Genomic DNA, 22,954 nt, shown 5'->3' with positions numbered 1-22,954 from the left:
ACTCTCCGGGTGAGGCGAACACCCGTGACCGCAGCAGCCCTGCTCGTCGTCGCCTTCGTCGCGACCGGATGCGCTCAGCAGGTCCGCGGTGAGGCCCTGTCCGGACCGGTGCCGACCACGACCGCCCGCCCGGCGGGCTCCGCGCCCTTCGACCCCTGCACGGTTGTGACCTGGGCCGACTTCCCGCTGGAGGTTCGCACCGTCGAGACGGTCAAGCCGAGGCACCGCCCGCCGCAGGCCGCCGACGAGGTGTTCCAGGACGGGTGCAGCTTCGACAACAACGAGATCGGCGACGACGGGTTCAAGGCCTTCATGACCCTGGTCGTCTGGGGCTCGATCGCCAAGATTCGGGTGGACCCGAAGGGCGCCGACGACAAGCCGGTCACCTACGGCACCCGGCGCGGCGTCCAGAACCGCGAGGTCGGCCCCGACAACGCCAAGCAGTGCATCACCCGGTTCACCCTCGACTACGGCCAGGTGGCCGGGGTGTCGGTGATGAACGGCCGGTTCCCGGACGTGGATCCGTGCACGGTCGCGGACGTGATCTCGCAGAAGATCGCCGCCCGCGTCGGCTCCTGATCCGTCAGGACCCGACCGCGCCCCAGCCGCCGAACGCCCCGCCGGGCGCACCCTGCCGGTTGGCGAGCAACCGGCCGTCGAGTCCGAGCGCGAGCAGCACCAGCCGCCCGTCGCGCCCGAGCACCGCCGGGCTCTCCGCGACCTGACCGGCCAGTGGTGTCCAGCGGCCGAACCCGTTGCCCGCCGACACAGCCGCCGACACACCGCCGTCGTCGCGGGCGAAGACCACCAGCTGCTCCGGCCGTTCCGTTCTGGCCAGCGCCGGGACGCCGAGGCCTCCCGGATTCGGGAGCACGACGGCGGGCCGGGTGTCGTCGGTGCGCACCACGGCGATGTCCGCGGTGTCGGCGATCCGGTAGGCCAGCGCGGCGCGGTCGCCGCCGATCCCGGTCGCGGTCAGCGGCCCGGCCGGACGCGGTGCCCGGAAGCCGGGGTCGAGCGCGGGCGGGCCACCTCGGCGGTGCCAGCGCAGCACGGCCTGCCTGGTCGGCGCGAACAGGTCCCACCCGGTGCCGGTCACCGCGACGGCCAGGCCGTCCTGCACGTCGGAGCCACCGAGGTCGGTCCACGTCGTCGGCCAGGAGCGGCCGTCGGACGAGGCCAGCATGCTCACCCCGCCGCCACCGTTGCGCACGAAGACGGCGACACCACCGTCCACCGCGGACGCCATCGGGGTGCCGACCTCGGACTCGGTCGCACCGCCGCGGTTGGGGTTGCCCAGGCTGGTCCAGGCCGTCGCGCCTTCCGCGAGCACGAGGATCTCGTTGGTGTCCAGGCGTCGCGCGAAAACGTGCTGCCGTGCCACGGACACCGTCGGAGCGAGCGGTCCGCCCGCGTCCGCCATCGGCGTCGGTCCGGCCCAGCGGCCGTCCTCGGCCTCGCTCCACCGCACGAGCCTGCCCGAGAGGACGGCGAACGCCTCTCCACGGCCGGACCGGTCGGTGCCGGCCCAGCTCACTCCGCGCGGCCAGCGGTAGTAGGTGCGCCGGGCCCAGGTGTTGTACGGCTCGCTCATGCTCACCTGGTCGTCGTGCGGGACGTAGGCGGCGAAGGTGTCCAGCTTGTCCTTCTGCTGCGCGGGGGAGAGGTTGATCGGCGCCTCGTCCACGTTGTAGTCGCGGTAGCTCACCGACACGAAGCGCGGACCGGCCCCGGACAGCTGGTAGAGCTGGGCGGCCTCCCTGGTGAACAGCGCGGCCATCACGTGGTCGGGGTGGTCGTGGAAGGGCACCCAGTTGCCGGTGTAGCGGCGGTCCGGGGCCGCGTCCTGCGAGCGGACCATCGTCGGCCGGAACCGCGCGAAGATGCCGACCAACGTGTCGATCACCGTCTGGCGGTCGTAGACGCAGTTCACGCCCTCGACCCCGCCGTTCGGCTTGAGAGCGCGCACACGCACGGCGTTCGACCGGTCCTGCCACAGCCGGACGAGCGCCCGCGCGCCGCCGAGCGCCTTCGTGTCGGCGTTCTCCGGCAGGTTCACGAACACCACCTGCACCGAGGGACGGGCCTTGAGCGTGTAGAGCTCCACGCGGTGATCGCGGTCGAGCTCCAGCGGCTCAGCCCGCCAGTCGTCGGGCGCACCCGCCATCCGCGCGTACGCCGCACGTGTACCGGCCTGGCGTTTCGCGGCGTATCCGGCGGTGTCCGCCACGTTCGCCTCGCCGGCGGTCAGGTACACGGTCATCGTGGGTCGCGAGGACCTGATCGCGGCGCTGACGTCGGGGTTCATGAACAGGATGTCGTCGTCCTGGTGCGCGACGACCTGGAGGTGCCGGATCTCGGGGACGCTCGCCGGGGCCGACGCGGGCGGCGTCACGGCCGGATCCGTGCAGGAGAGCAACGTCACCGCGAGTACCGCGGTGAAGACGACCCGGATGCCACTGCGACGCATGGTGGCGACGGTAGCCAAGTACGGAGTACGACGAAGTCGGGGCCCATACCAAGGCAACCTGAAGCGGAGCTGAACCGTCACTTTTAGCGTGATAGCTTGGCGGAGCGGCTGGTTGGGCCGTTTGTCGCAGTCATTCAGCGTCGGGCACGGGCGCTGCACGGGGGAGAACCCATGCGTCTGTCCGTAGTCGTGCCGTGCTTCAACGAGGAGCGCGGTCTTCAGCATCTGCACGATGCGCTCAGCGCCGTCCTGCCGGAGGCGTCCGAGGACTTCGAGGTGCTGCTCGTCGATGACGGCAGCAGTGACGGAACCCTCGCGGAGCTGCGTCGGATCTGTGCCGACGACCCCCGTTTCCGGTTCATCGCGCTGAGCCGCAACTTCGGCAAGGAAGCCGCGATGCTCGCCGGTCTGTCGCAGGCCACCGGCGACGCGGTCGCGCTGATGGACGCCGACCTCCAGCACCCGCCCGAGCTGCTCGCGCGGATGGTGGAGCTGCTCGGCCACGGCTACGACCAGGTCGTGGCGCGCCGGACCCGCAAGGGCGACAAGCCCGTGCGCACCCTGGTGTCGCGCCTGTACTACCGCCTGATCAACAAGATGGTGGACGTCGAGCTCAAGGACGGCGTCGGCGACTTCCGGGTGCTGTCCCGGCGCGCGGTCAAGGCGCTGCTGTCGCTCGGTGAGTACAACCGCTTCTCCAAGGGCCTGTTCTCCTGGATCGGCTTCGACACCGCGGTCGTGCCCTACGAGAACGTCCAGCGGCAGCACGGCGAGACCAAGTGGACCTTCGGCAAGCTGCTCAACTACGGCATCGACGGCGTGGTGTCGTTCAACAGCAAACCGTTGCGCATGGCCATCTACCTCGGCCTGCTCACCACCGGGCTGGCCTTCATCTACGCGGTCTACGTCATCCTCGACTCGATCATCGGCGGCGTTGACACGCCCGGCTACGCGACGGTGATGGTCGGCGTGATCGCCTTCGGCGGGCTCCAGCTGCTGTTCCTCGGCGTGATGGGCGAGTACCTCGGCCGCATCTACTACGAGAGCAAGCGCAGACCGCACTTCCTGGTCAAGGAGTCCAGCGACGGCGCACCCGTGACCGTCGCGCTCGGCACAGAGGCCATGGAGCACGCGGAGTTCCTGCAGCACGCCCACTCGCACTCGCACACCGAGGCCAAGGCCAAGTGAACTTCGGCAGATACGACCGGATCATCCGGTTCGCGGGCGTCGGCGTGATCAACACCGGCGTCTACTACGGCCTCTACCTGCTCTTCGGCCAGGTGCTGCACTACCAGGTCGCGCACATCACGGCGTTCCTCATCGCGATGGTCGGCTCGTACTTCCTCAGCTGCTACTTCACCTTCAAGGTGCGGCCGACCTGGAAGAAGTTCCTGCTCTTCCCGCTGTCCAACGCGACGAGCTTCACCGTGCAGACCCTCGGGCTCTACCTGCTCGTCGACATCATCGGCATGAACCCCGACCACGCCCCGCTGATCACCATGGCGGTGGCCATCCCGATCACCTACGTGGTCGCCAGGTTCGTGCTCACCGACCGTCCCGCCGCCGCAGGACCCGAAGTGGGTCCCCTGGCCGCCGCCCCCCAGGAGAACAAGCGGTGACCGCTGTGCCCACTTCGTCCTTCTCGGACTCTTTGGACCACAAGGCCTCTTCGCGTGAGAAGACCGAAAAGTCCCAGCGCGGCAAGGCTTCCTGGCTTGTGCACCTCGGGGTGCCCACCGGGGTCGCGTTCCTGGTCGCGGTGCTCTCGCAGATCCCGACGCTGACCAACCGCGTCTTCTACTTCTGGGACGACAGCGCCGCCCAGTTCCTGCCCATGTGGTACCGGCTCGGCCAGCGGCTGATGGCCGGCGACTTCCCGCTGCTGCTGGACACCGAGGCGTGGATCGGCGGCAACCTGACCGCCGAGGCCATGTTCGGCGTGTGGAACCCGGTCAACCTGGTCAACTACCTGCTCGTCGCGAACTTCGACGACCTGGCGACCGCGGGCGCCGTGGTGAAGGCCGAGTTCCTGGTCATCCTCGCGCTCGGCGTGTACCTGCTCGCCCGCGAGTACGGCGCCTCCCGCTGGGCCGCATCGGCCGTCGCGGTCGCGCTGCCGTTCTCCGGGTTCACCCTCTACTTCGAGGCCAGCATCTGGATCGCCGGGCTGATGGCCTTCGCGTGGGTGCCGCACTTCTGGTGGGCCGCGCGCAAGATGGCCCGTGGTCGCATCAGCACGATCTGGCCGTTCCTGCTCGGCGCGCTGTGCGTGACCGTCGGAAACCCCTACGGCCTGCTCGGAATCGGCCTCGTGCTGCTCGTGCTGCTGATCGAGTTCAAGGTCGGCGGCACCGTCAAGGGCGCGTTCACCCGGCTCTTCCTGCTGGGCGCCACGGTCGGTGGCGTCGCGCTGCTGGTGTTCCTGCCGCTGCTCGGCAACTCCGGCGTCAGCTGGCGCAACAGCAAGGAGCTGTTCAACAACACGCAGCTGGTGCCGTCACTGCAGGACTACCTGAGTTCGAGCCTGCCCAGCTACGTCCCGGACATCCACTCCTTCGCCACGGTCTCCGTGCGGATGACGTTCCCCGCGATGTACCTGGCGTGGTTCGTGGTCCCGCTGCTGGCGTGGCTGGACTGGTCGGTGCTGCGGCGCGGGTGGAAGCAGCTGCTGGGCGTGCTGGTCATCGGCGGCGTGTACCTCGTCGCCACCGTCGGCCCGTCGAACTTCTGGATGTTCCGCTGGCCGCTGCGGCTCGTGGAGTACTTCTACCTCGCGGTGATGGTGCTCTTCGCGGTCCTGCTCTCCGCAGGGCTGAAGCTCGACCACGTCCGGCGCCGCGCGTGGATCACGGTCGGCGCGCTCGCGGTGACGGCCTACCTGTCGTTCGCCTCCTGGCCGAAGATCGCCGCATGGCACATCGTCGCCGTGCTGCTCCTGGGCGTCCTGGTCGCGCTGGCGGTGATCGCGTTCCGCAACGGCGGCAGCCGGCCCCTGGTGGCGGTGCTGCACGTCGGCACCGCCGCGGCGTTGGCGCTCCAGGTGGTGTGGTTCCCGATGAACCGCGACGTGGCGCCGTACAACTTCCCCAGCTCCGTCGCGGAGCTGAAGACCTTCGCGGCGCGCTACCCCGGCACCATGGTCCAGGTCGCGGACCGGGACCCCGTCATCGCGCGCGGCAAGGGGCAGTTCCTGGAGCCGGACCCCGAGGTGTGGCGGGACCTGTTGTTCGGCAACGTCTACCGGGTCGCGGGTGTGGACACGACCACGGCGTACTCCGGCATGGGCTTCAAGCCGTTCCACAAGGCGTTGTGCCTCAACGACTACGGCGGCTCCAAGGTGCGGGAGTGCCCCGGCGACACCTTCGGCAACCTGTGGGCGCCCACCGTCGGCGGTGGGCCGCCGCTGGCCGATCTGATCAAGGCCCGCACGGTGGTCGTGCAGCGCGCGATGATCGACACTCCGCAGGTGCCACCGGGGTGGAAGGTCGCCGAGCGCACCGACTACGTGACCGTGCTGCGGCGCGAGCGGGACGTGCCGACGTGGGGCGCCGGCCGGTTGAGCCACGTCACGCCGGGCACGAAGGTCACCAACGACACGATGCCCGCTCAGCACGAGGAATCCGTGGTCTTCGAGCGCGCGACGGCCAAGGGGCCGATCTCGCTGACGTTCGCGCGGCTGAACTGGCCGGGCTACAAGGCCACCGTGGACGGTCGGCCGGTCGGCGTGCGCAACGGCCCCGGCGGACTGGTGACCGTGGACCTGCCGGAGAACCTCAGCGGCGGCAAGGTGGCGCTGACGTGGACGCCACCCGGGCTGTGGATCGGCCTCACGGGCGCGCTGGCGGGTCTTGTGGGCGCTCTGCTGCTCTCCGCCTTCCAATGGCGCCGTCGCCGGTCTGACGCCCGCTGAGCCACGTTGGACGGACCGTTCTTTGGGGGAGCGGTCCGTCCAACCTTCACCCGGCGACCATCGGCGGACGGCCCCAGTACCGGTCGACCGGTCGTGCTCGCGCTGTGCCTTCTCCGCGTGCGGAACGTGCCGAAGCTCTCCGTGGCGAGATGTGACACTCCTTCTGGTTACGGTCCGTGGTTGACCGACCCCGGAGGGAGTGGCGGCCGATCGCTCCGCCGGATGATGTCCCTGCGCGCGCCCCAAAGGGGATGAACCGGAGTCGCCGCTGTTCAGCGAGCGCCCAGAAGCCCTGTCACGTGAGTGGATCACCCGATCCGCCCCGTGGTGCGTTGGGCCGAACGGGTCAGTTGCGCCAGAAGGGACGACGGTGCCTTCGGCCATTCCGGCAATGACTGAGCGCGGTGAGTGATAACACCTGATCAAGCCCTTGACAGGGCCGGTTCGGAACCTCGGCGAGACGTCGGTACCCTGGCCAACCGTGAGCTTCGCAGGCTATGACCTGATTGTCGTCGGTTCCGGATTCTTCGGCCTTACGGTCGCCGAGCGTGTCGCCAGCCAGCTGGACAAGCGGGTGCTGGTCATCGACCGTCGCGACCACATCGGAGGCAACGCGTACTCCGAGGCCGAGCCAGAGACCGGTATCGAGGTGCACCGCTACGGCGCCCACCTCTTCCACACGTCGAACAAACGCGTCTGGGACTACGTGAACCAGTTCACTGAGTTCACCAGCTACCAGCACCGCGTCTTCGCCAAGTACCAGGAACAGGTCTACTCGTTCCCGATGAACCTGGCGTTGATCAACCAGTTCTTCGGCAAGTCGCACTCGCCGGACGAGGCTCGCGCCCTGATCGCCGAGCAGTCCTCGGAGATCAACACCGCCGACGCGCAGAACCTCGAGGAGAAGGGCATCTCCCTCATCGGGCGCCCGCTCTACGAGGCGTTCGTCCGCGGTTACACGAAGAAGCAGTGGCAGACCGACCCGACGGAGCTCCCCGCAAACGTCATCACGCGGCTCCCGGTCCGCTACAACTTCGACAACAGATACTTCAACGACACCTTCGAGGGTCTTCCGGTCGACGGCTACACCGCCTGGCTGGAGAAGATGGCGGAGCACGCCAACATCGACGTCAAGCTCGGCACGGACTTCTTCGAGATCCGCGACGAGATCCCCGCGGGCACCCCGATCGTCTACACCGGCGCGCTGGACCGCTACTTCGACTACTCCGAGGGCTGGCTGGGCTGGCGGACCCTGGACTTCGAGCAGGAAGTCCTCCCGGTCGGCGACTTCCAGGGCACCTCCGTCATGAACTACAACGACGAGGACGTCCCCTACACCCGCATCCACGAGTTCCGGCACTTCCACCCGGAGCGGGACAGCTACCCCAAGGACAAGACGGTCATCGTCCGCGAGTTCTCCCGCTCCGCGGAGAAGGACGACGAGCCGTACTACCCGATCAACACCCCCGAGGACCGCACCAAGCTGGAGCGGTACCGCGAGCTCGCCAAGGCCGAGGCCAAGAACAACAAGGTCCTCTTCGGCGGCCGCCTCGGCACCTACAAGTACCTCGACATGCACATGGCGATCGGTTCCGCGCTGAGCATGTTCGACAACAAGATCGCCCCGTACTTCACCGAGGGCCGGGCGTTCGACGGTTCGCTGGAGGATTGAAGAGTGGCCGAGCAGCAGAGCACCGCGACCGCGCAGGGGCGTGACGACGCGCCGGACGCCAAGCTGAGCGATGTCAGCTCGGTCCGCGTTGGTGGCCGGAACAGCGAGGTTCCGGCCAACCGCGTACTGCAGCGAGTGATCTTCCCCCGGGACGAGGACCCGTTGGACGTTCGCCCGCTCTACGTGGACGAGCCCGAGAACGTGGCCAACCGCGTGCACTTCACGTCGCGCCGCTCGGTGACGGTCCCGGCCTCGACCAAGACCTCCTTCGCCGCGTACTTCAACGCGTTCCCCGCCAGCTACTGGAAGCGGTGGACGTGGGTCAGCGATGTCACCCTGCGGATGACGGTCCGCGGCTCCGGGCGGGTGGACGTCTACCGCTCCAAGCCCAGCGGCGACATCGTGCACCTGCAGGGCAAGGCGGTCCGCGCCGCCAAGAACTGGACGGTGCTGGAGTTCCACGTCTCGCTGCAGCCCTTCGAGGACGGCGGCTGGATCTGGTTCGACGTCTTCACCGAGGACGCCAACCTGGAGATCAAGGACGCGGTCTGGGCAACCGACAAGGACCTGCCGGAGCAGAAGGTCTCCGTCGGCATCTGCACCATCCGGCCGCAGGACGCGGTCATCGCCCTGCACGCGCTCGGCGAGGACCCGGCCGTGCTGGACGTGGTCGGCAAGGTCTTCGTCGTCGACCAGGGCGCCAAGAAGGTCCGCGAGACCGAGGGCTACGACGAGGCGGTCCGCCGCCTCGGCGACAAGCTGGAGGTCATCGAGCAGGCCAACCTTGGCGGCTCCGGCGGCTTCACCCGCGCGCTCTACGAGGGCGTTGAGAACACCGACTGCGAGCAGATCCTGCTGCTCGACGACGACATCCGGCTGGAGCCGGACAGCGTGCTGCGCGCCAACGCCTTCGCGCGGGCCGCGTCCAGCCCGGTGGTCGTCGGCGGTCACATGCTCAACCTCCAGGCCAGGGCCCGGCTGCACAGCTTCGGCGAGGTGGTCGACCTCAAGACCGCCATGTGGCGCAAGGCTCCTGGTGCCGTCACCGACCACGACTTCGGTGCGGAGCCGCTGCGGGAGACCGAGGAACTGCACCTGCGGATCCACGGCACCTACAACGGCTGGTGGATGTGCCTGTTCCCGCGTCAGGTGATCGACCAGATCGGTCTGCCGCTCCCGCTGTTCATCAAGTGGGACGACGCCGAGTACTCGCTGCGCGCCGGTGCGCACGGTTTCCCGACCGTGTCGCTGCCCGGTGCCGCGGTGTGGCACATGCCGTGGACGGACAAGGACGACGCCACCGACTGGACGGCCTACTTCCACGTCCGCAACCGCTACATCATGGCCGCGCTGCACAGCCCGTACGACGTGCGCGGTTCGCTGCTCAAGCAGGGCCTCAAGCTCTCGCTGCGGCACCTGTTCTCCATGGAGTACTCCACGGTCGCCCTGCACCAGAAGGCGATCGAGGACTTCCTGGAGGGGCCGGGCAAGCTCTTCGAGACCCTGGGCACCAAGCGCCCGGAGATCCTCAAGATCCGCAACGAGTACACCGACGCGCACATCCTGCCCTCGGCCAGGGAGTTCCCGCCGCCGACGTTCGACCCGGTGAAGGCCGAGCGCCTGCTCAAGCCGCCGGTGAACCCGGTGGTCATCGCGGCCCGCGCCGCGCTGTCCCTGGCGCACCACCTCAAGGAGCCCGACCGCGAGACCATCGACCGCCCGCAGATCAACGTCTCGGCGCAGGCCGGTCGCTGGTTCCTGCTCGGCGCGCTCGACAGCGCGACGGTCTCCAACGCCGACGGCAGCGGTGTCGCCTTCCGGCGGCGTGACCCGAAGCTGTTCAAGCAGCTGATGGCACGGGCACTCCACAACCACAAGCGGCTCGTCCAGGAGTGGCCGCGGGTGCAGCGCGAGTACCGTCAGGCGTTGCCGCAGCTGTCCAGCCGGGACGCGTGGAAGCAGCTCTTCGGCTCCTGACACGAAAGCTCGAACAGCGGTCGCGGCGCCGAGGCACCGGGGGAGTTCCCGGGGCCGAGGCGCCGCGATCCGTTACCGGGCAAGGTGTCTCACCCGTGAACGCTGGGAGAAAGATGTCTACGCAGGAAACCGCCGCGCTCTCCGAGGTGCAGCGCCGGATCGCCAAGCCCCCGGTGGTCAAGGCGGCCCGTGCCCTGTCGTTCTTCGGTGAGCACGCGGCGGGCTGGCTGGCCATCGGCGCGCTCGGCGCGGTGGTCGACCGCAAGCGCCGCAAGCAGTGGCTGGCAGGCGCGGCCGGGGTGGCCGCGGCGCACGGCGCCTCCATCGCGGTCAAGCGCGTGGTGCGGCGGCCCCGTCCGGACAGCCCCGACGTGGAGATCCTGGTCGGGACGCCGAGCAAGCTCAGCTTCCCGTCATCGCACGCCACCTCCACCGCCGCGGCCGCGGTGATCTACGGGGGGTTGACCGGCAGGCGGTTGACGCCGCTGCTGGTCCCTCCGATGCTGGTCAGCAGGCTGGTTCTCGGCGTGCACTACCCGACCGACGTGCTGGCCGGGTCCGTCCTGGGCGCCACGATCGGCGCTGGCGTCAGCCGCTGGCTGCGCAAATCAGAACGTACGGAGTAACGATGACCTCGTCCGCCACCGAGTCCGCCACCGCGGAGCCCGGCGAGACCAAGCCCAGTCTGGTGCGCACCACGAAGGGCCTGATCAAGGCCGCCCGCCCGCGCCAGTGGATCAAGAACGTCCTCGTCCTCGCTGCACCCTTCGCGGCCGGCCAGGCGGACAACCTGCACGTGCTGGTGAACGCGCTGATCGCCTTCGTCGCGTTCTCCCTCGCCGCGTCCGCGATCTACCTGGTCAACGACAGCAAGGACGTCGAGGCCGACCGCGCCCACCCGACCAAGCGCAACCGGCCGATCGCCGCGGGCATCGTCCCGGTGCCGCTGGCCTTCGGCGCGGCGGTGGCGCTGCTGCTGGGCGCGCTGGGCGTCTCCACGCTGGCCAGCTGGGACCTGGTGATCGTGATCGCGGTCTACGAGGTCGTGCAGCTCGGGTACTGCTTCGGCCTGAAGCACCAGCCGGTGATCGACATGTGCATCGTGGCCTCGGGCTTCCTGATGCGCGCCATCGCGGGCGGCGCGGCGACGGGTATCGCGCTCTCCCAATGGTTCCTGCTGGTCACCGCGTTCGGGTCGCTGTTCATGGTGGCGGGCAAGCGCTACGCCGAGATCCGGCTCGCCGAGCGCACCGGCGCCAAGATCCGCAAGTCGCTGGAGAGCTACACCGCCAGCTACCTGCGCTTCGTCTGGGCCATCGCGGCCGCGATCGTGATCATGACCTACGGCCTGTGGGCGTTCGAGATCAACGAGCGGGTGGACTCGGCCTGGTCGGTGGTCTCGATGGTGCCCTTCGTCGTCGCGGTGCTGCGCTACGCGGTGGACGTGGACAGCGGCAACGGCGGTGAGCCGGAGGAGATCGTGCTCAAGGACCGCTGGCTGCAGATCCTCGGCGTCGCCTGGGTCGTCTTCCTCGGCCTCGGTTACTACTCCTAGCCCTTTTCCTCGCGCAGAGCCGCTGTCCCGTTCCGGGGCGGCGGCTCTTGTGCTTGCTCCACCAGAAAAAACGGCGGCGACGGTGCCCTGCACACCGTCGCCGCCGTCCGTCCACAAGGGACATTCAGGTGGTCCTCATCGCGGGCTGTCGACGGCCCTGTTGGCCGCCCGGTCCCAGTCGATCTTCCCGTTCTGGAAGGTGTTGCGGCGCCCGCCGGGGATGTCGTGCTCGCCGCTGGTCGGGTAGCCGAGGTAGGACCGTTCCCAGCCCAGCGCCGCCCACCGGTCCTTGATCGCGCCGTAGATGTCGTGCGGACCCGTGGCATAGGTCCAGTAGATCGAGCCGCCCTTGCTGAAGTGGTTGTAGCGGCCGATGCCGTCCGGGGTGCCGAGCTCGTCGGTCGTCGGGTAGCCGAGCGGTCCGAGCTCCCAGCCGCTGCGCTCCCACGCCTCGCGGATGCCGCCGTAGATCACGTGCGAACCCGTCGCGGGCGTCCAGTAGGCCGAGGCGGCCTTGCTGAAGTGGTTGAACCGGCCGATCCCGTCCGGAGTGCCCAGCTCGCTGGTGACCGGGTAGCCGAGCGGACCGGCCTCCCAGCCCGAGCGGGCCCACGCGCCCCGGATGTCGCCCCAGATCGCGTGCGCGCCGGTCTGCGGGGTCCAGTACACCGACGCGACGCCGGTGTACTGGGTGCCGGCGAAGTGGTTGTACCGGCCGATCCCGTCCGCCGTGCCCAGCTCGTCGGTGGTCGGCGCGCCGAAGCGCGCGTGCCCGCCGCTGGCCAGGTAGGTGTCCATGATCGCGCCGTAGACGGCCTTCACCCCGGCCTCCGGCGTCCAGTACAGCCTGCCGCCCTGGTACCTGCGGTAGCGCAGACCGCCCTCGGCCACCTCCGGCTCCAGCGGCGTCCCGAACTGCGCGCGCACTGCGGCGTCGCTGGCGTAGCGGCGGTCGATCGGCGTCACGTACTCCGCCGTCACGGTGATGTCGGAGCCGGCCATCACCACGTTGCGGGTGCGCGCGGTCGAACCGTCGGTCCACTTCGCGAAGGTCGACGCGCCGTCGGAGGCGGTCTCGGCGGCCTCGATGCCGACCTCGGAGCCCACGGTCATCAACGCGGAGGTGGTCGCGCCGTTGGAGCCGATCCGCACCGCAGCCGGGATGTTGCTGGCCACGGTGAGTCGCTGCTGCCAGGGCTTGGCGGAGTAGGTCCGGACGGTGGTCACGCCGTACCGGTCGGTCGCCTTGGCGGTGATGTCCACCCGGGACTCGGGGTGGTCGGTGAACGGCATGCCGAAGTTCGGGCCGGTGCCGCCGACGTCCGGGTGCGAGTGGCACGCGGCGTTGGTCGGGCAGTGCACCAGGTCGCTGGTCCACGTCACGGTGAGCGCGCCGTCCTCGACGTCGTTCGCGGTCGCGCTGAGCTGGATCTGCTCGTTGACCGCGAAGACCTTGCCCGGCTGCGGCGCGGTCATGGAGATCGTGGGCGCGTTGTTGGACGGTGCCACGGTCAGCTGGATGGTGCTGGACTTGCCGAGGGCGTCGGTCACCGTGAGCTTCGCGGTCAGCACGTTCGGACCGGACGCGTACTTGTGCGTCGCCGCGACGCCCTCACCGGTCGTGCCGTCGCCGAAGTCCCACTTGTAGGTCAGCGCGTCGCCGTCGAAGTCGTAGGAGCTGCTGGCGTCGAAGCTGACCTCGCGCGTGGCCGGTGTCGTCTTCGTGGTCGCCTTGGCGACCGGCGCGTGGTTGGCCGAGGAGTAGCTGAGCCTGCGCAGCTGGCCCCCGTAGATGTCGGCCATCACGATGTCGCCGTTGCTGGCCGCGCCGAACTTCACCGGGCCGCCGATCTGGGTGCCGAAGGGCGGCTTCTGCGAGCCGGGCACGAGCTTGCCGTCGCTGGTGTAGCGCAGCGTCCAGATCTTCTTCTGCGCGTAGTCGCCGTAGAAGTACGCGCCCCGGTACTCCTCGGGGTAGGAGCTGCCGGAGTAGACGATGCCGCCGGTGATGGCGTTGCCCTCGTTGCGCAGGTAGGTCAGCAGTGGCGGGGTGTTGACCAGGGTGGTGCACACCGGGATCTGGCTGTAGGCGGGCGTGGGGATGTCGCCTTCCCAGCACGGCCACTTGTAGTTCTGGCCGGGCTGCACCAGGTTGATCTCCTCGCGGCGCTCCCAGCCGACGTCGGCGAGCACCGGCGCGCCGGAGGACGGGTCGAGCGAGAAGCGGAACGGGCTGCGGAAGCCGCTCGCGTAGACCTTGCTGCGCCACGAGCTCGGGTTGTCGGCCTGGTAGAACGGGTTGCCCCGCACGCCGCTGCCGTCGGGGTTGAGGCGGAAGAGCTTGCCGTAGGGCTCGTCGATCTCCAGCGAGCGCAGCGCGAACTTGTCCACGTTGTCGGGGGTCGCGCCCTCGGAGTAGCGCACGCCCGCGCTGTCGCCGACCGAGACCCACAGCGAGTTGTCCGGGCCGACGGCGAGGCCGGTGATGCCGTGGATGTCGGTGTTGCCGGGTATCTGCAGCAGCGGCACCTCGTCGGTGAGCCCGGTCGGCTGCTGCTGCGCGTCCACCGTCAGCGTCCAGCGGCTCATCCGCAGCTCTTTGCCGCTGCCCACGTTCAGTGCCCGCGTGGTGTAGAGCTGCCGGGTGGTGGCGAAGTCGTTGGCCAGCACGAGCGAGGTCAGGCCGAGGTCACCCGCGGAGCGGGTCGGAATGGTCGCGATGGTGCGCGGTTCGCCCGTGGTCGGCACCCAGGCGACGGTGCCCTTCTTGCCCGAGGTCAGCACGCTGCCGTCGGGCAGGTAGGCGAAGTCGGTCAGCTCGAAGGGTTCCTGGCCGCTCTTCTGGTCGGTGAAGACGAAACCGGCGGGCAGGACGGGGACCTCGTCAGCGGCGGCCGTGCCCGGCACGGCGACCATGGTGGAGACAACCGCGGTGGTCACGGCGGCGGACAAGAACTGGCGAAGGCGCACGATCCCTCATTCGTAGGACTGGCCAGCCGTGTTACCGACCGTGGATAACGTCTTGGACAGCGACAAGCCCCAGGTCAAGGGCGTGGAACGTGGTCGGAAAAGAACCACCCGGCTAGCGCTGGATCGGGTTGGGGCTCGCATCGTCACACCGACAGGAAGGCGAGCTCGATGAGCTTCTCGGCGGCCATCATGGCCACCGCGCCACCCGCGGTCGACGCGAGCGCGAGGAGCCGGTCCCACGTCGAGCGGCCGAGCGCGAGCGCCACGACGACACCGACGACGATCTGCACCCAGCCGGTCGGCCCGTAGCCGGACTGCTCGGTCAGGCCGAGGACGTGGATGCCCTCGCCGACCCAGATCCCGCCGAACAGACCACCGGCGAGCCACGGCCACCGCCGCTGCCGCCACAGGGCTCCGGCCAGCGTGAAGACCGGGCCGCCGACCACGCCGACCAGGCACCACAACAGGACCGAGCGCGGCGACGAGGCGTAGCCCGCGAGCGGGGCCGCGCCGTAGTAGCCGAGCACCAGGGCGATCTCGACGGCCGCGCCGGACAGCAGCGCCGTGACGGTCGTCAGCCCCGGCAGCACCATGCCGAGCACCAGCGCGACGGTCAGCCAGACCGCGCCGGAGTTGGCCAGGACCGACCAGCCGTCCGGCAGCACTCCCTGGAGCAGGAAGGTGATCACGCCCAGCACGGCGCCGACACCGACCGCGATACCCGAGGACGCCCACCAGGAACGGGTCCCTGGTTCGTCAGTGCCGATCACAATAATGATGATATTGCGCTGGTCCATACCACTTGACCAGCGCAAAAGGCCGAACGCTATTACCGGAAGTCACGCACCTCGCCGGTCGCGGCGGTCCATTGTGTCTGCGCACATGTGGGGGTCGTCCGGTATGCGGCTTTTGTTGGCTTGCTCAGCAGAAAGGCGTACCCGCTGAGCAGCGGATACGCCTTTCTGTGAGTGAAGATCAGATCGGCAGCTTGCGGAAGATCGCCCTCGGGATGTGCCGCAGCGCCGACATCACGAACCGCCACTGACCCGGAGCCCACACCAGGTCCTGACGCCGCCGCACCGCGGTCACCGCGATCTCGGCGACCTGCTCCGGCTGCGCGGCGAGAGGAGCCGCCTTGAGGCCCTTGGTCATCTTCGTGTGCACGAAACCGGGGCGCACCACGGCCACGTGCACGCCGTGCGGCTTGAGCGCCTCACCGAGGCCGAGGTAGAACCCGTCCAGGCCCGCCTTGGTGGAGCCGTAGACGAAGTTCGACCTGCGGACCCGCTCACCGGCCACCGAGGACAGCGCGACCACGGAGCCGTGGCCCTGCTGCCGCAGGCGGTTCGCCAGCGCGACACCGACGGTCACCGGCGCGAGGAAGTTGACCTCGGCCATCTCCCGCGCGTGCTCCACGTCCTGCCACGCCCGCTCCGCGTCACCGAGCACGCCGAAGGCCACGACGGTCACGTCGATGTCGCCGTCGGCGAAGGCCTTGTCCACGATCTCCGCGTGCGTCTCCGGCTTGCGCGCGTCGAAGGCCAGCGTGCTGACCGTGCAGCCCTTGGCGCGCAGGCGCTCCGCGGCCTCGTCGAGCCGCTCGGACGGGCGTGCGGCGAGCACGACGCGCAGGGGACGCTGGCTGGCGAAGCGGTCCACGATCGCCAGGCCGATCTCGGAGGTGCCCCCGAGCAGCAGCAGGGACTGGGGGTTGCCAACAGCGTCGATCACAGCATCAGCCTTCTGGAGAGGTCGGAGTTGAACACGCCGCGCGGGTCGACCGCGTCCCGGACCTTCTGCCACTCGGCCAGGCGCGGGTACATCGAACGCAGCGCGTCCGGGGTCAGCCTGGAGTCCTTGGCCAGGTACAGCCGGCCACCGGCCTCCAGCACGAGCTGGTCCAGCTTGTCCAGCAGCGGCGCGAGGTTGTCGGTGATGGGGATGTCCACCGCGAGGGTCCAGCCCGGGGACGGGAAGGACAGCGGGGCGGCGTTGCCGGCACCGAAGCGCTTGAGCACGTTGAGGAACGACACCGCGCCGGACGCGGAGATCAGCTCCATCGACCTGCGGACGGTGTCCTCCGCGCCGTAGGGCACGACGTACTGGTACTGCAGGAAACCGCGTGGTCCGTAGACCCGGTTCCACTGCCCGACGATGTCCAGCGGGTGGAAGAACTGGGTGATGTTCTGCACCTCGCCGCGCCGCTCCTTGGGCGCCTTGCGGTACCAGACCTCGTTGAACGCGCTCACGGTCAGCTTGTTCAGCAGGCCGCTGGGGAACACCGGCGGCACGGTCGCCAGCTGCGGCGCGTTGAACTTCAGCGGCTCGTCGCGCAGCTTCGCTGGCAGGTCGTCGCGCTTGGCCGACCAGCCGCGGGTGAGCACGGCGCGGCCCATCTTCGAGCCGGTGGACGCGGAGTCGAACCAGGCGACCGAGTAGGTGTACTGGTCGTCGTTGTCCATCAGCCTGGCCATCAGGTCGTCCAGGTCCGCGGTGCGCTCGGTGTCGACGAGGAAGTACGCCGTCTCCACCGACTTGAGCTGGATGGTGGCCCGCAGCACCACGCCGGTCAGGCCCATCCCGCCCGCGGTCGCCCAGAACAGCTCCGAGCCGGGGCCGTCCGGGGTCACCGTCCTGATCTCGCCGTCGGCGGTGAGCAGCTCGATCGCCAGCACGTGGTTGCAGAAGCTGCCTTCCACGTGGTGGTTCTTGCCGTGGATGTCCGCGGCGATGGCGCCGCCGACGGTGACCTGGCGGGTGCCCGGAAGCACCGGGATCCACAGTCCGAACGGCAGCATCTGCCGCATCAGCTTGTCCAGGCTGACCCCGGCGTCCACCGTGACGATGCCGGTCTCGCTGTCGACGTGGTGGATCTCGTCGAGCGCGGTCATGTCCACGACCAGGCCGCCCGCGTTCTGCGCGGCGTCGCCGTAGCTGCGGCCGAGCCCGCGCGGGATGACGCCCCGCGCCCCGCTCTCGCGGACGGCGGCTGCCAGCTCCTTCGCGGCCGTGACCTGGCGCACGGTGGCCGTGCTCGGCGCGGTCCGCCCCCAGCCGGTGAGCCTCCGAGTCGCCTCGGGCATCGAGTCCGCCTTTCGCCTTCGACCAGCTCGGAACTTCGCAGCCAGGCTACTCGTTTCGCATCTCCGGTCCCGTCCAGGGGCGAGGCGGTGTGGAGGTCACCCGGCCGGGCGGTTACCGTGCCGCTTTAACCTGGGTCGTCGGACTCGGGCTCCTTGGGGTGCAGGAGTAGTCGTCGTGAATGGATCTGCTGCGGCCGAATCGCCAGTCGTCGATCCGACCGTGGAACACGGAGTCAACACCTCGCAGTCGGTGAACACCGGTTCCAGCGAGCCGTCCGGCCCGCGTTCGGCGCTGGGGATCGTCGGCGAGCTGGCTGTGGGGATCACCGTGGCCACGGTGACATCGGTTGTGCTCCAGTGGCTGGTCAACCGGCTGCACTGGCCGACTCCGACGCACGCTCCGACCGCCGTGCTGTCGCTGCTGGCGGTGCCGCTGATGGCCGGGCTCGCGGCACTGGTGATGATTCGCCGCCCCTGGTCGGTGCTTTCACGGATCGGCGCGTGGAGCGGCCTGTCCGCGTTGACCACTCTCGGACTGGCGCTGCCGCTGTCCGGAACCCTTTTCTATTACGGCGGAATCTCCGTCGACCAGCTCTTCCGCACCCAGTACCTGGTGCGGATGACGTCCACGTCCGGCTTCGCGGACATGAACTACGTCGATCTTCCGCCCTTCTACCCGGCGGGCTGGTTCTGGCTGGGCGGCCGGTTCGCGAACCTGCTCGGGCTGCCCGGCTGGGTCGCGTTCAAGCCGTGGGCGATCCTGACCATGGCGGTCACGGCCGTGATCGTCTTCGTGCTGTGGAGCACGGTCGTGCGCCGCAGGACCGCGGTGCTGATGGCCGTGGCGACCTCGATGGTCGGCATGCTCGCCGGGGCCACCGAGCCCTACGCCTGGTTGATCATCGCGAACACGCCGCCGCTGCTGGTGATCGCGCAGCGGGCCCTGCGCTCGGCGCTGCTGGACGAACGCGGACCGGGCCGTCGGCACGGCTGGGGCGCCATGGTCGGCATCGGTGTCTTCGTGGGCATCTCCGGTTCGATCTACACCTTGTACACCGGCTTCGTCGTCGTCGGCCTCGCCGTTGTCGCGGTGACCAGCGTGGTCGAGGCGCACCGGGCCGCTCGGACCCGGCCGGGAGTGCCGCGCTGGCCCGCAGCGCTGCGCATGGTGCTGCTCCGGCTGATCGGCGCGGCAGCGGTGTCCGTGCCGATCATGTTGCTGGTGTGGGCGCCGTTCCTGCTCAAGGCGTTGAGCACGGGCATGCCCCCCGGGATGGCCCAGCGGTACCTGCCGCCGGACAGCGCGGTGTTCCCGACACCGATGTTCGAGCTGTCGGTGCAGGGTCTGCTCTGCCTGGCAGGCACCGTGTGGCTGATCTTCGCCGCGCGCCGGGACCAGGTCGCGCGGGCGCTGCTGACCGTGGTGCTCGTGGTCTACGCCTGGTTCGCGCTGTCGACGTTGATGCTGGCGCTCGACACGAGCCTGCTGGCGTTCCGGATGCGGGGCGTGCTGCTGGTCGTGCTGTACTGCGCCGGAGCGCTCGCGGTGCGGGAGGGCTGGCGCTGGGCGCGCGGCCGGATCACGGCCCAGCACCTGCGGACCACGACGGTCGCGGTCGTCGTGTTCGGGGTGTTCGGTGCGGTCTCGATCGTCCAGTCGGTGCCGCAGGCGCACAGCGGCGAGATCAACGCCGCCTACTACGACTACTACCCGACCGGGCACAACTCGACCCAGAACCCGAAGTCGCCGCTCAAGGAAGACCGTCCGGACCCGAGCAACGACGGGGCCGTCTACGACGAGCTGATCGGCAGCATCCAGGAGATGACCGGCAAGAAGCCGAAGGACCTCGTGCTGCTGACGACCGTGTACCCGCTCATGGCCTTCGAGCCCTACTGGGGCTTCCAGATGATCACCGATCACTACGCCAACCCGCTGGCGCAGTACAAGGAGCGCGCGGCGGAGATGGCGCGGTGGGCGAGCGCGAAGAACGGTGACGAGCTCGCGCGGATGCTCGACAAGAGCAAGTTCCGGGTGCCGGACGTGTTCGTGCTGCGCGGGAACAACAACGGCGGTCTGACGATCCAGCTGAGCGAGGACAGGTTCCCCCGGTACCTCAACACCATGTCCTACGAGATGGTGTTCCCGGAGAAGATCTTCGACCCGGCGCACTTCACCAGCAAGAACGTCGGCCCGTTCCGGATCCTGGTCCGGAAGTGATCAGCCCATCGGGTCGTCGGTCCCCGGGGTGTTGAGCCTGCCGGGGCCGCCGATGCCGGAGACCTGTTCGCGGTGCACCTCGGCCTCGGGGAGTCCGAGGTGCTGCGTTGGCACGATGCGGTAGACCACGGCCGCCTCGCGCTGCCAGTCGTTGACCAGGTAGGTGGGCAGCGGCTGCTGCGTCGCCAACGCGTTGACGGGGGCGAACGGGCCGCCTCCCTGGGCGGAGTAGGACATGCCGGTCAGCTGGTCGTAGCCCCCGGCGGGACCGATCCGGAAGTGCGGCATCTCGACCGTGCCCAGGCGCAGCGCCGCCGGTCGGTTGCAGGGGAACAACGCGGCAACCGGCCAGTCGATGATCGTGGCATCGGTGCTGGGCACCACGTCCGGCATCGGCACCAGGACCGGGGCCTTGGGCGGGCTGAACGCCAGCCAGCCACCCGCGCCCACCGAGGAGTCGGTGGCGACCACCCGGACCGCGTCGGCGTCGGCGACCGCCTCCCGCACGTCGATCCGCACGTCCCTCCACTGTGGACCGTCAAGGGGGGAGTCGACCGGCATGCGCCCCCGAGGCCGCACCTCCTCACCTGAGGTGGCACCGAATTCGAGCGCGATCTCGTTGCCCCCGTGCAGCCGTCCGGCGACCGAGAGCACCAAGGGCGCGTTGCCCCTGCGCAGCGACTCGTCCACCCGGTACCAGCCGGTGGTGGCGGTGCCGGTGGTGCGGTCACCGTCGACGAGGCTGCCCCACACGGGAACCCCGGTGCTCGGCTTGTCGAACAGGTAGGGCGGCCCGTGCTCGGGGTCGTAGCCGCCGTTGACCGCGAACGGCCCGACGTCTCCGCGACCCGCCTCTCCCGGCAGCGGAGTCAGGATGCCGCGTTCCGGTGTCGGTTCGACCTTCAACGCGGAAGCCAGCCCGCAGTCCTGAGCGAGCACGCTTCGAACGTTCTGCTTGGCCAGCGAGTACGTGTTCGTGCGCGCCTCGGTCACCACGACGAACGTGCCCACCTGGAGCACCACCGAAGCCGCGCAGCCGATCACCATGATCAGCGCGGGGCTGGGCAGCCAGGTCGGCCGCTCGGGCCGCCGGTGCGCTACCCGCCACGCGGCCTGCGTGACGGCGGCCAGCGCCACGAGCACGCCGACCACCAGGAGAGCTGTGTTCAGTTGTATGCCGAAGACGTTGGGCAGCTCAGTGGTCCACGGGCCGTCCGGCGCGGAGATGAGCCACCAGCGGTTCGGGCTGCTGAGCGCCAGGGCGAAGGCGACCATGAGACAGCAGACCGCGGCCGCCCTGGCCCTGGTCGAGCGGAACGCGGGGGTGCTGAGCGCCCACATGCCGAGCACGACGACCGCGACACCGAGTCCGGCGAAGGCGCCGAAGTGGTGCGTCCACTTGGTCGGGGTGAACGCGATCGCCCCCAGCGACAACACGGTCACCGACAACAGCCGGACAGCAGGTCCGGTCGCGACTCCGTGGATTCGCTTGTGCCGCAACAGGATCGAGGACACCAGGGCCAACGACGCCAGCAGCATCAGCACGGGGACCCGCCGGGTCAGCGAGCCTTCGTCGAAGATCGGGTTCAGCAGCCGGGCGTAGCGTTCGAACTCCGTGTCCCACGTCAGGCTCGGGCCGATCGCGCTGCGGGAGCGCGTCGCCTCCATCACCGCGCTGAAGGTCTGGTCGTAGAACATCAGCAGCAGTCCGAACAACCCGCTCGCGGCCACCACCGACAGCAGCGGCATCCAACGCAGGTCCGAGCGCTCCCTGAGCACCGCCAACAACCTGCGCGGAGCCACCAGCATCGGCAGGAACGCGATCACACCGGTCGGCGTGATGCCCACGGCCGCGACGGCGACCAGCACACCGAAGGCCAGCGGCAGGAGCCGCCTCGTCGCGAGAACCCGTTCCACCGCACAGAAAACCCCGAGCGTGCCGACCACGATGAAGGGCTCGGGGCGGATGCCGTTGTTGTAGGGCAGCCACCACGCCAGGAACACCGCGGCCGCGCCCCAGGGCACCCAACGGGACCTCGCGAACGCGCCACCGAGGCGGGGCAGCACCAGCCTGCTCAGCAGCAGCCAGGCCGTGATCGCCAGTCCGACGGCGGGCAGCCGCATCCACAGCAGCGAGTCGCTGATCCGGGTCAACGCGTAGTACAGCTCGTAGAAGTAGCCGAACGGCGCCTCGGGCGCGTTGAACCACCGGTAGTAGTTCCCGACGAACCCGGTCGCCTCCCGTGCCCTGATCATGGTCAGGATGTAGCCGTCGTCGACGGTGAGCGAGCCGATCACCGCCCAGCCCAGCACGGTGCCGCCGACCACGTAGTCCGGCGCGCGTGGCCGCCAGAACCGCTCGGGGAGCAGGCGGCGCACGGGCAGGCCCCGTTCCCGGTCGGCCCGGCGCAGCGCCAGCAGCGCGACCGCCAACGCGATCACCGACAGCGCCATCAGGCCGTACTTCCACACCGACGGGGAGGTCTGGAACCGGGTGTCGGCGACCACTCGGACGCTGAGCCCGTCCAGGTCGCGAACCGCTCCGTCCACTGTGGAGAACACCCCGAGCACGTGCGGCCGCGCGTCCGAGTCCACTCCGGCCACCCGTCGGCCGTCCAGGGTCACCGTGGTGCCCGTGCTCGTGGACGAGATCCGCCACGAGCACGCGGTCCGCTGGGCATCCACCTGTTCACGGTGCAGCAGGCGACCCCGGTTGCTGATGGTCAGCGCGGAACCCGCCGTCTCGACGACCAGACCGTCGCCGCGCCCCTCCTCGGTGTCCGGTGTGGTGCTCAGCACCACCGTCCGCTCGGCCCCGCGTCGCGCCGCCTCGGCGACCGTCGCGCAGCTGAACGTCGCGTCCAAGCTGGCGGGCTGGTACGGGTAGAGCAGGAGCTGCACCGGTTGCGCGGAGCCCTCGACCGGCCAGGAGAACGTCGCTTTGTCCTGGTTCACCGGAGCGAAGGGCACCAGCAGCGCGGACAAAACGCTGATCAGCCCGGCTACCAGCACCAATGTGCGGGCACGTGGTCGCGAAAAGGGCGTCGACACGGCAACACAGGCTACCGAGCGCCCTCAGCTCCCCGCCCGATAGGTCCG

At 69.4% G+C, this 22,954-nt stretch carries 15 protein-coding genes; 9 read left to right on the top strand and 6 right to left on the bottom strand.

All coding sequences use genetic code 11. The features are described from left to right. Nucleotides 1–24: 24 nt before the first annotated feature. Entirely contained in the window at nucleotides 25–579 is a 555-nt protein-coding gene (locus ACFFQA_RS21005) for a DUF3558 family protein (protein WP_377854703.1), read from the top strand. A gap of 4 nt (nucleotides 580–583) precedes the next feature. Here ACFFQA_RS21005 and ACFFQA_RS21000 read toward each other — a convergent pair whose 3' ends face one another. Further along, nucleotides 584–2,470, bottom strand: a complete 1,887-nt coding sequence (locus ACFFQA_RS21000) for a PIG-L family deacetylase (RefSeq protein ID WP_377854700.1) — start codon at nucleotides 2,468–2,470, stop codon at nucleotides 584–586. Between the two features lie 171 nt (nucleotides 2,471–2,641). On the opposite strand from ACFFQA_RS21000, the gene ACFFQA_RS20995 reads away from it, so the two are divergent. The 7 genes from ACFFQA_RS20995 to ACFFQA_RS20965 all read left to right on the top strand — a co-directional run bounded on the left by ACFFQA_RS20995 (nucleotide 2,642) and on the right by ACFFQA_RS20965 (nucleotide 11,584). Then, entirely contained in the window at nucleotides 2,642–3,658 is a 1,017-nt protein-coding gene (locus tag ACFFQA_RS20995; RefSeq protein WP_377854697.1) for a glycosyltransferase family 2 protein, read from the top strand. After that, a complete protein-coding gene (locus tag ACFFQA_RS20990) occupies nucleotides 3,655–4,089 on the top strand; it encodes a GtrA family protein (protein WP_377854694.1) in 435 nt (144 codons plus the stop codon). The genes ACFFQA_RS20995 and ACFFQA_RS20990 overlap by 4 nt, the downstream gene beginning before the upstream one ends. Further along, the gene (locus ACFFQA_RS20985) at nucleotides 4,086–6,380 is read left to right on the top strand and encodes a hypothetical protein (RefSeq protein WP_377854691.1); all 2,295 of its coding nucleotides are present in this window, start codon (nucleotides 4,086–4,088) and stop codon (nucleotides 6,378–6,380) included. The genes ACFFQA_RS20990 and ACFFQA_RS20985 overlap by 4 nt, the downstream gene beginning before the upstream one ends. Before the next feature lie 481 nt (nucleotides 6,381–6,861). After that, nucleotides 6,862–8,052 carry a UDP-galactopyranose mutase gene (gene glf / locus ACFFQA_RS20980; RefSeq protein ID WP_377854688.1) on the top strand — a complete coding sequence of 397 codons (1,191 nt, stop codon included), beginning with the start codon at nucleotides 6,862–6,864 and terminating at the stop codon, nucleotides 8,050–8,052. A 3-nt stretch (nucleotides 8,053–8,055) separates the two neighbouring features. Beyond that, nucleotides 8,056–10,029 carry a glycosyltransferase gene (locus ACFFQA_RS20975; protein WP_377854685.1) on the top strand — a complete coding sequence of 658 codons (1,974 nt, stop codon included), beginning with the start codon at nucleotides 8,056–8,058 and terminating at the stop codon, nucleotides 10,027–10,029. Between the two features lie 113 nt (nucleotides 10,030–10,142). Next, nucleotides 10,143–10,655, top strand: a complete 513-nt coding sequence (locus ACFFQA_RS20970; protein WP_377854682.1) for a phosphatase PAP2 family protein — start codon at nucleotides 10,143–10,145, stop codon at nucleotides 10,653–10,655. Between the two features lie 2 nt (nucleotides 10,656–10,657). Further along, the gene (locus ACFFQA_RS20965; RefSeq protein WP_377854679.1) at nucleotides 10,658–11,584 is read left to right on the top strand and encodes a decaprenyl-phosphate phosphoribosyltransferase; all 927 of its coding nucleotides are present in this window, start codon (nucleotides 10,658–10,660) and stop codon (nucleotides 11,582–11,584) included. Between the two features lie 135 nt (nucleotides 11,585–11,719). Here the strand turns inward: ACFFQA_RS20965 and ACFFQA_RS20960 are convergent, their stop codons facing one another. From ACFFQA_RS20960 to dprE1, 4 genes are all read right to left on the bottom strand, one after another. After that, nucleotides 11,720–14,554, bottom strand: a complete 2,835-nt coding sequence (locus ACFFQA_RS20960; RefSeq protein ID WP_377854676.1) for a PQQ-dependent sugar dehydrogenase — start codon at nucleotides 14,552–14,554, stop codon at nucleotides 11,720–11,722. A 143-nt stretch (nucleotides 14,555–14,697) separates the two neighbouring features. Beyond that, nucleotides 14,698–15,324 carry a DUF6518 family protein gene (locus ACFFQA_RS20955; protein ID WP_377854673.1) on the bottom strand — a complete coding sequence of 209 codons (627 nt, stop codon included), beginning with the start codon at nucleotides 15,322–15,324 and terminating at the stop codon, nucleotides 14,698–14,700. 205 nt (nucleotides 15,325–15,529) lie between these two features. Continuing rightward, complete coding sequence (gene dprE2 / locus ACFFQA_RS20950; protein ID WP_377854670.1) at nucleotides 15,530–16,285, bottom strand: decaprenylphospho-beta-D-erythro-pentofuranosid-2-ulose 2-reductase; 756 nt, start codon at nucleotides 16,283–16,285, stop codon at nucleotides 15,530–15,532. After that, on the bottom strand, nucleotides 16,282–17,637 hold the full coding sequence (gene dprE1 / locus ACFFQA_RS20945) for a decaprenylphosphoryl-beta-D-ribose oxidase (RefSeq protein WP_377854667.1): 1,356 nt from the start codon (nucleotides 17,635–17,637) through the stop codon (nucleotides 16,282–16,284). Before dprE1 ends, dprE2 begins: the two co-directional genes overlap by 4 nt. A gap of 220 nt (nucleotides 17,638–17,857) precedes the next feature. Between dprE1 and ACFFQA_RS20940 the strand changes: the two genes are divergently transcribed. Continuing rightward, nucleotides 17,858–19,855: an arabinofuranosyltransferase gene (locus ACFFQA_RS20940; RefSeq protein ID WP_377854664.1), complete on the top strand. Its 1,998-nt coding sequence runs from the start codon at nucleotides 17,858–17,860 to the stop codon at nucleotides 19,853–19,855. On the opposite strand, the gene ACFFQA_RS20935 is transcribed toward ACFFQA_RS20940, so the two are convergent. Next, complete coding sequence (locus ACFFQA_RS20935; protein WP_377854661.1) at nucleotides 19,856–22,906, bottom strand: arabinosyltransferase domain-containing protein; 3,051 nt, start codon at nucleotides 22,904–22,906, stop codon at nucleotides 19,856–19,858. Nucleotides 22,907–22,954: the final 48 nt, after the last annotated feature.

Source organism: Allokutzneria oryzae (assembly GCF_042429765.1).
In the GTDB taxonomy this organism is placed as follows: Bacteria; Actinomycetota; Actinomycetes; order Mycobacteriales; family Pseudonocardiaceae; genus Allokutzneria; species Allokutzneria oryzae.
The sequence above is the reverse complement of the archived record's forward strand: the minus strand, read 5'-3'. Positions and strand labels throughout refer to the sequence as shown.

Excerpts from the sequence above, each read along its gene's own strand:
- ACFFQA_RS20995 (WP_377854697.1), top strand. The coding sequence starts at position 2,642 with ATGCGTCTGTCCGTAGTCGTGCCGTGCTTCAACGAGGAGCGCGGTCTT.
- ACFFQA_RS20965 (WP_377854679.1), top strand. The coding sequence starts at position 10,658 with ATGACCTCGTCCGCCACCGAGTCCGCCACCGCGGAGCCCGGCGAGACC.
- ACFFQA_RS20970 (WP_377854682.1), top strand. The coding sequence starts at position 10,143 with ATGTCTACGCAGGAAACCGCCGCGCTCTCCGAGGTGCAGCGCCGGATC.
- dprE1 (WP_377854667.1), bottom strand. The coding sequence starts at position 17,637 with ATGCCCGAGGCGACTCGGAGGCTCACCGGCTGGGGGCGGACCGCGCCG.
- ACFFQA_RS21000 (WP_377854700.1), bottom strand. The coding sequence starts at position 2,470 with ATGCGTCGCAGTGGCATCCGGGTCGTCTTCACCGCGGTACTCGCGGTG.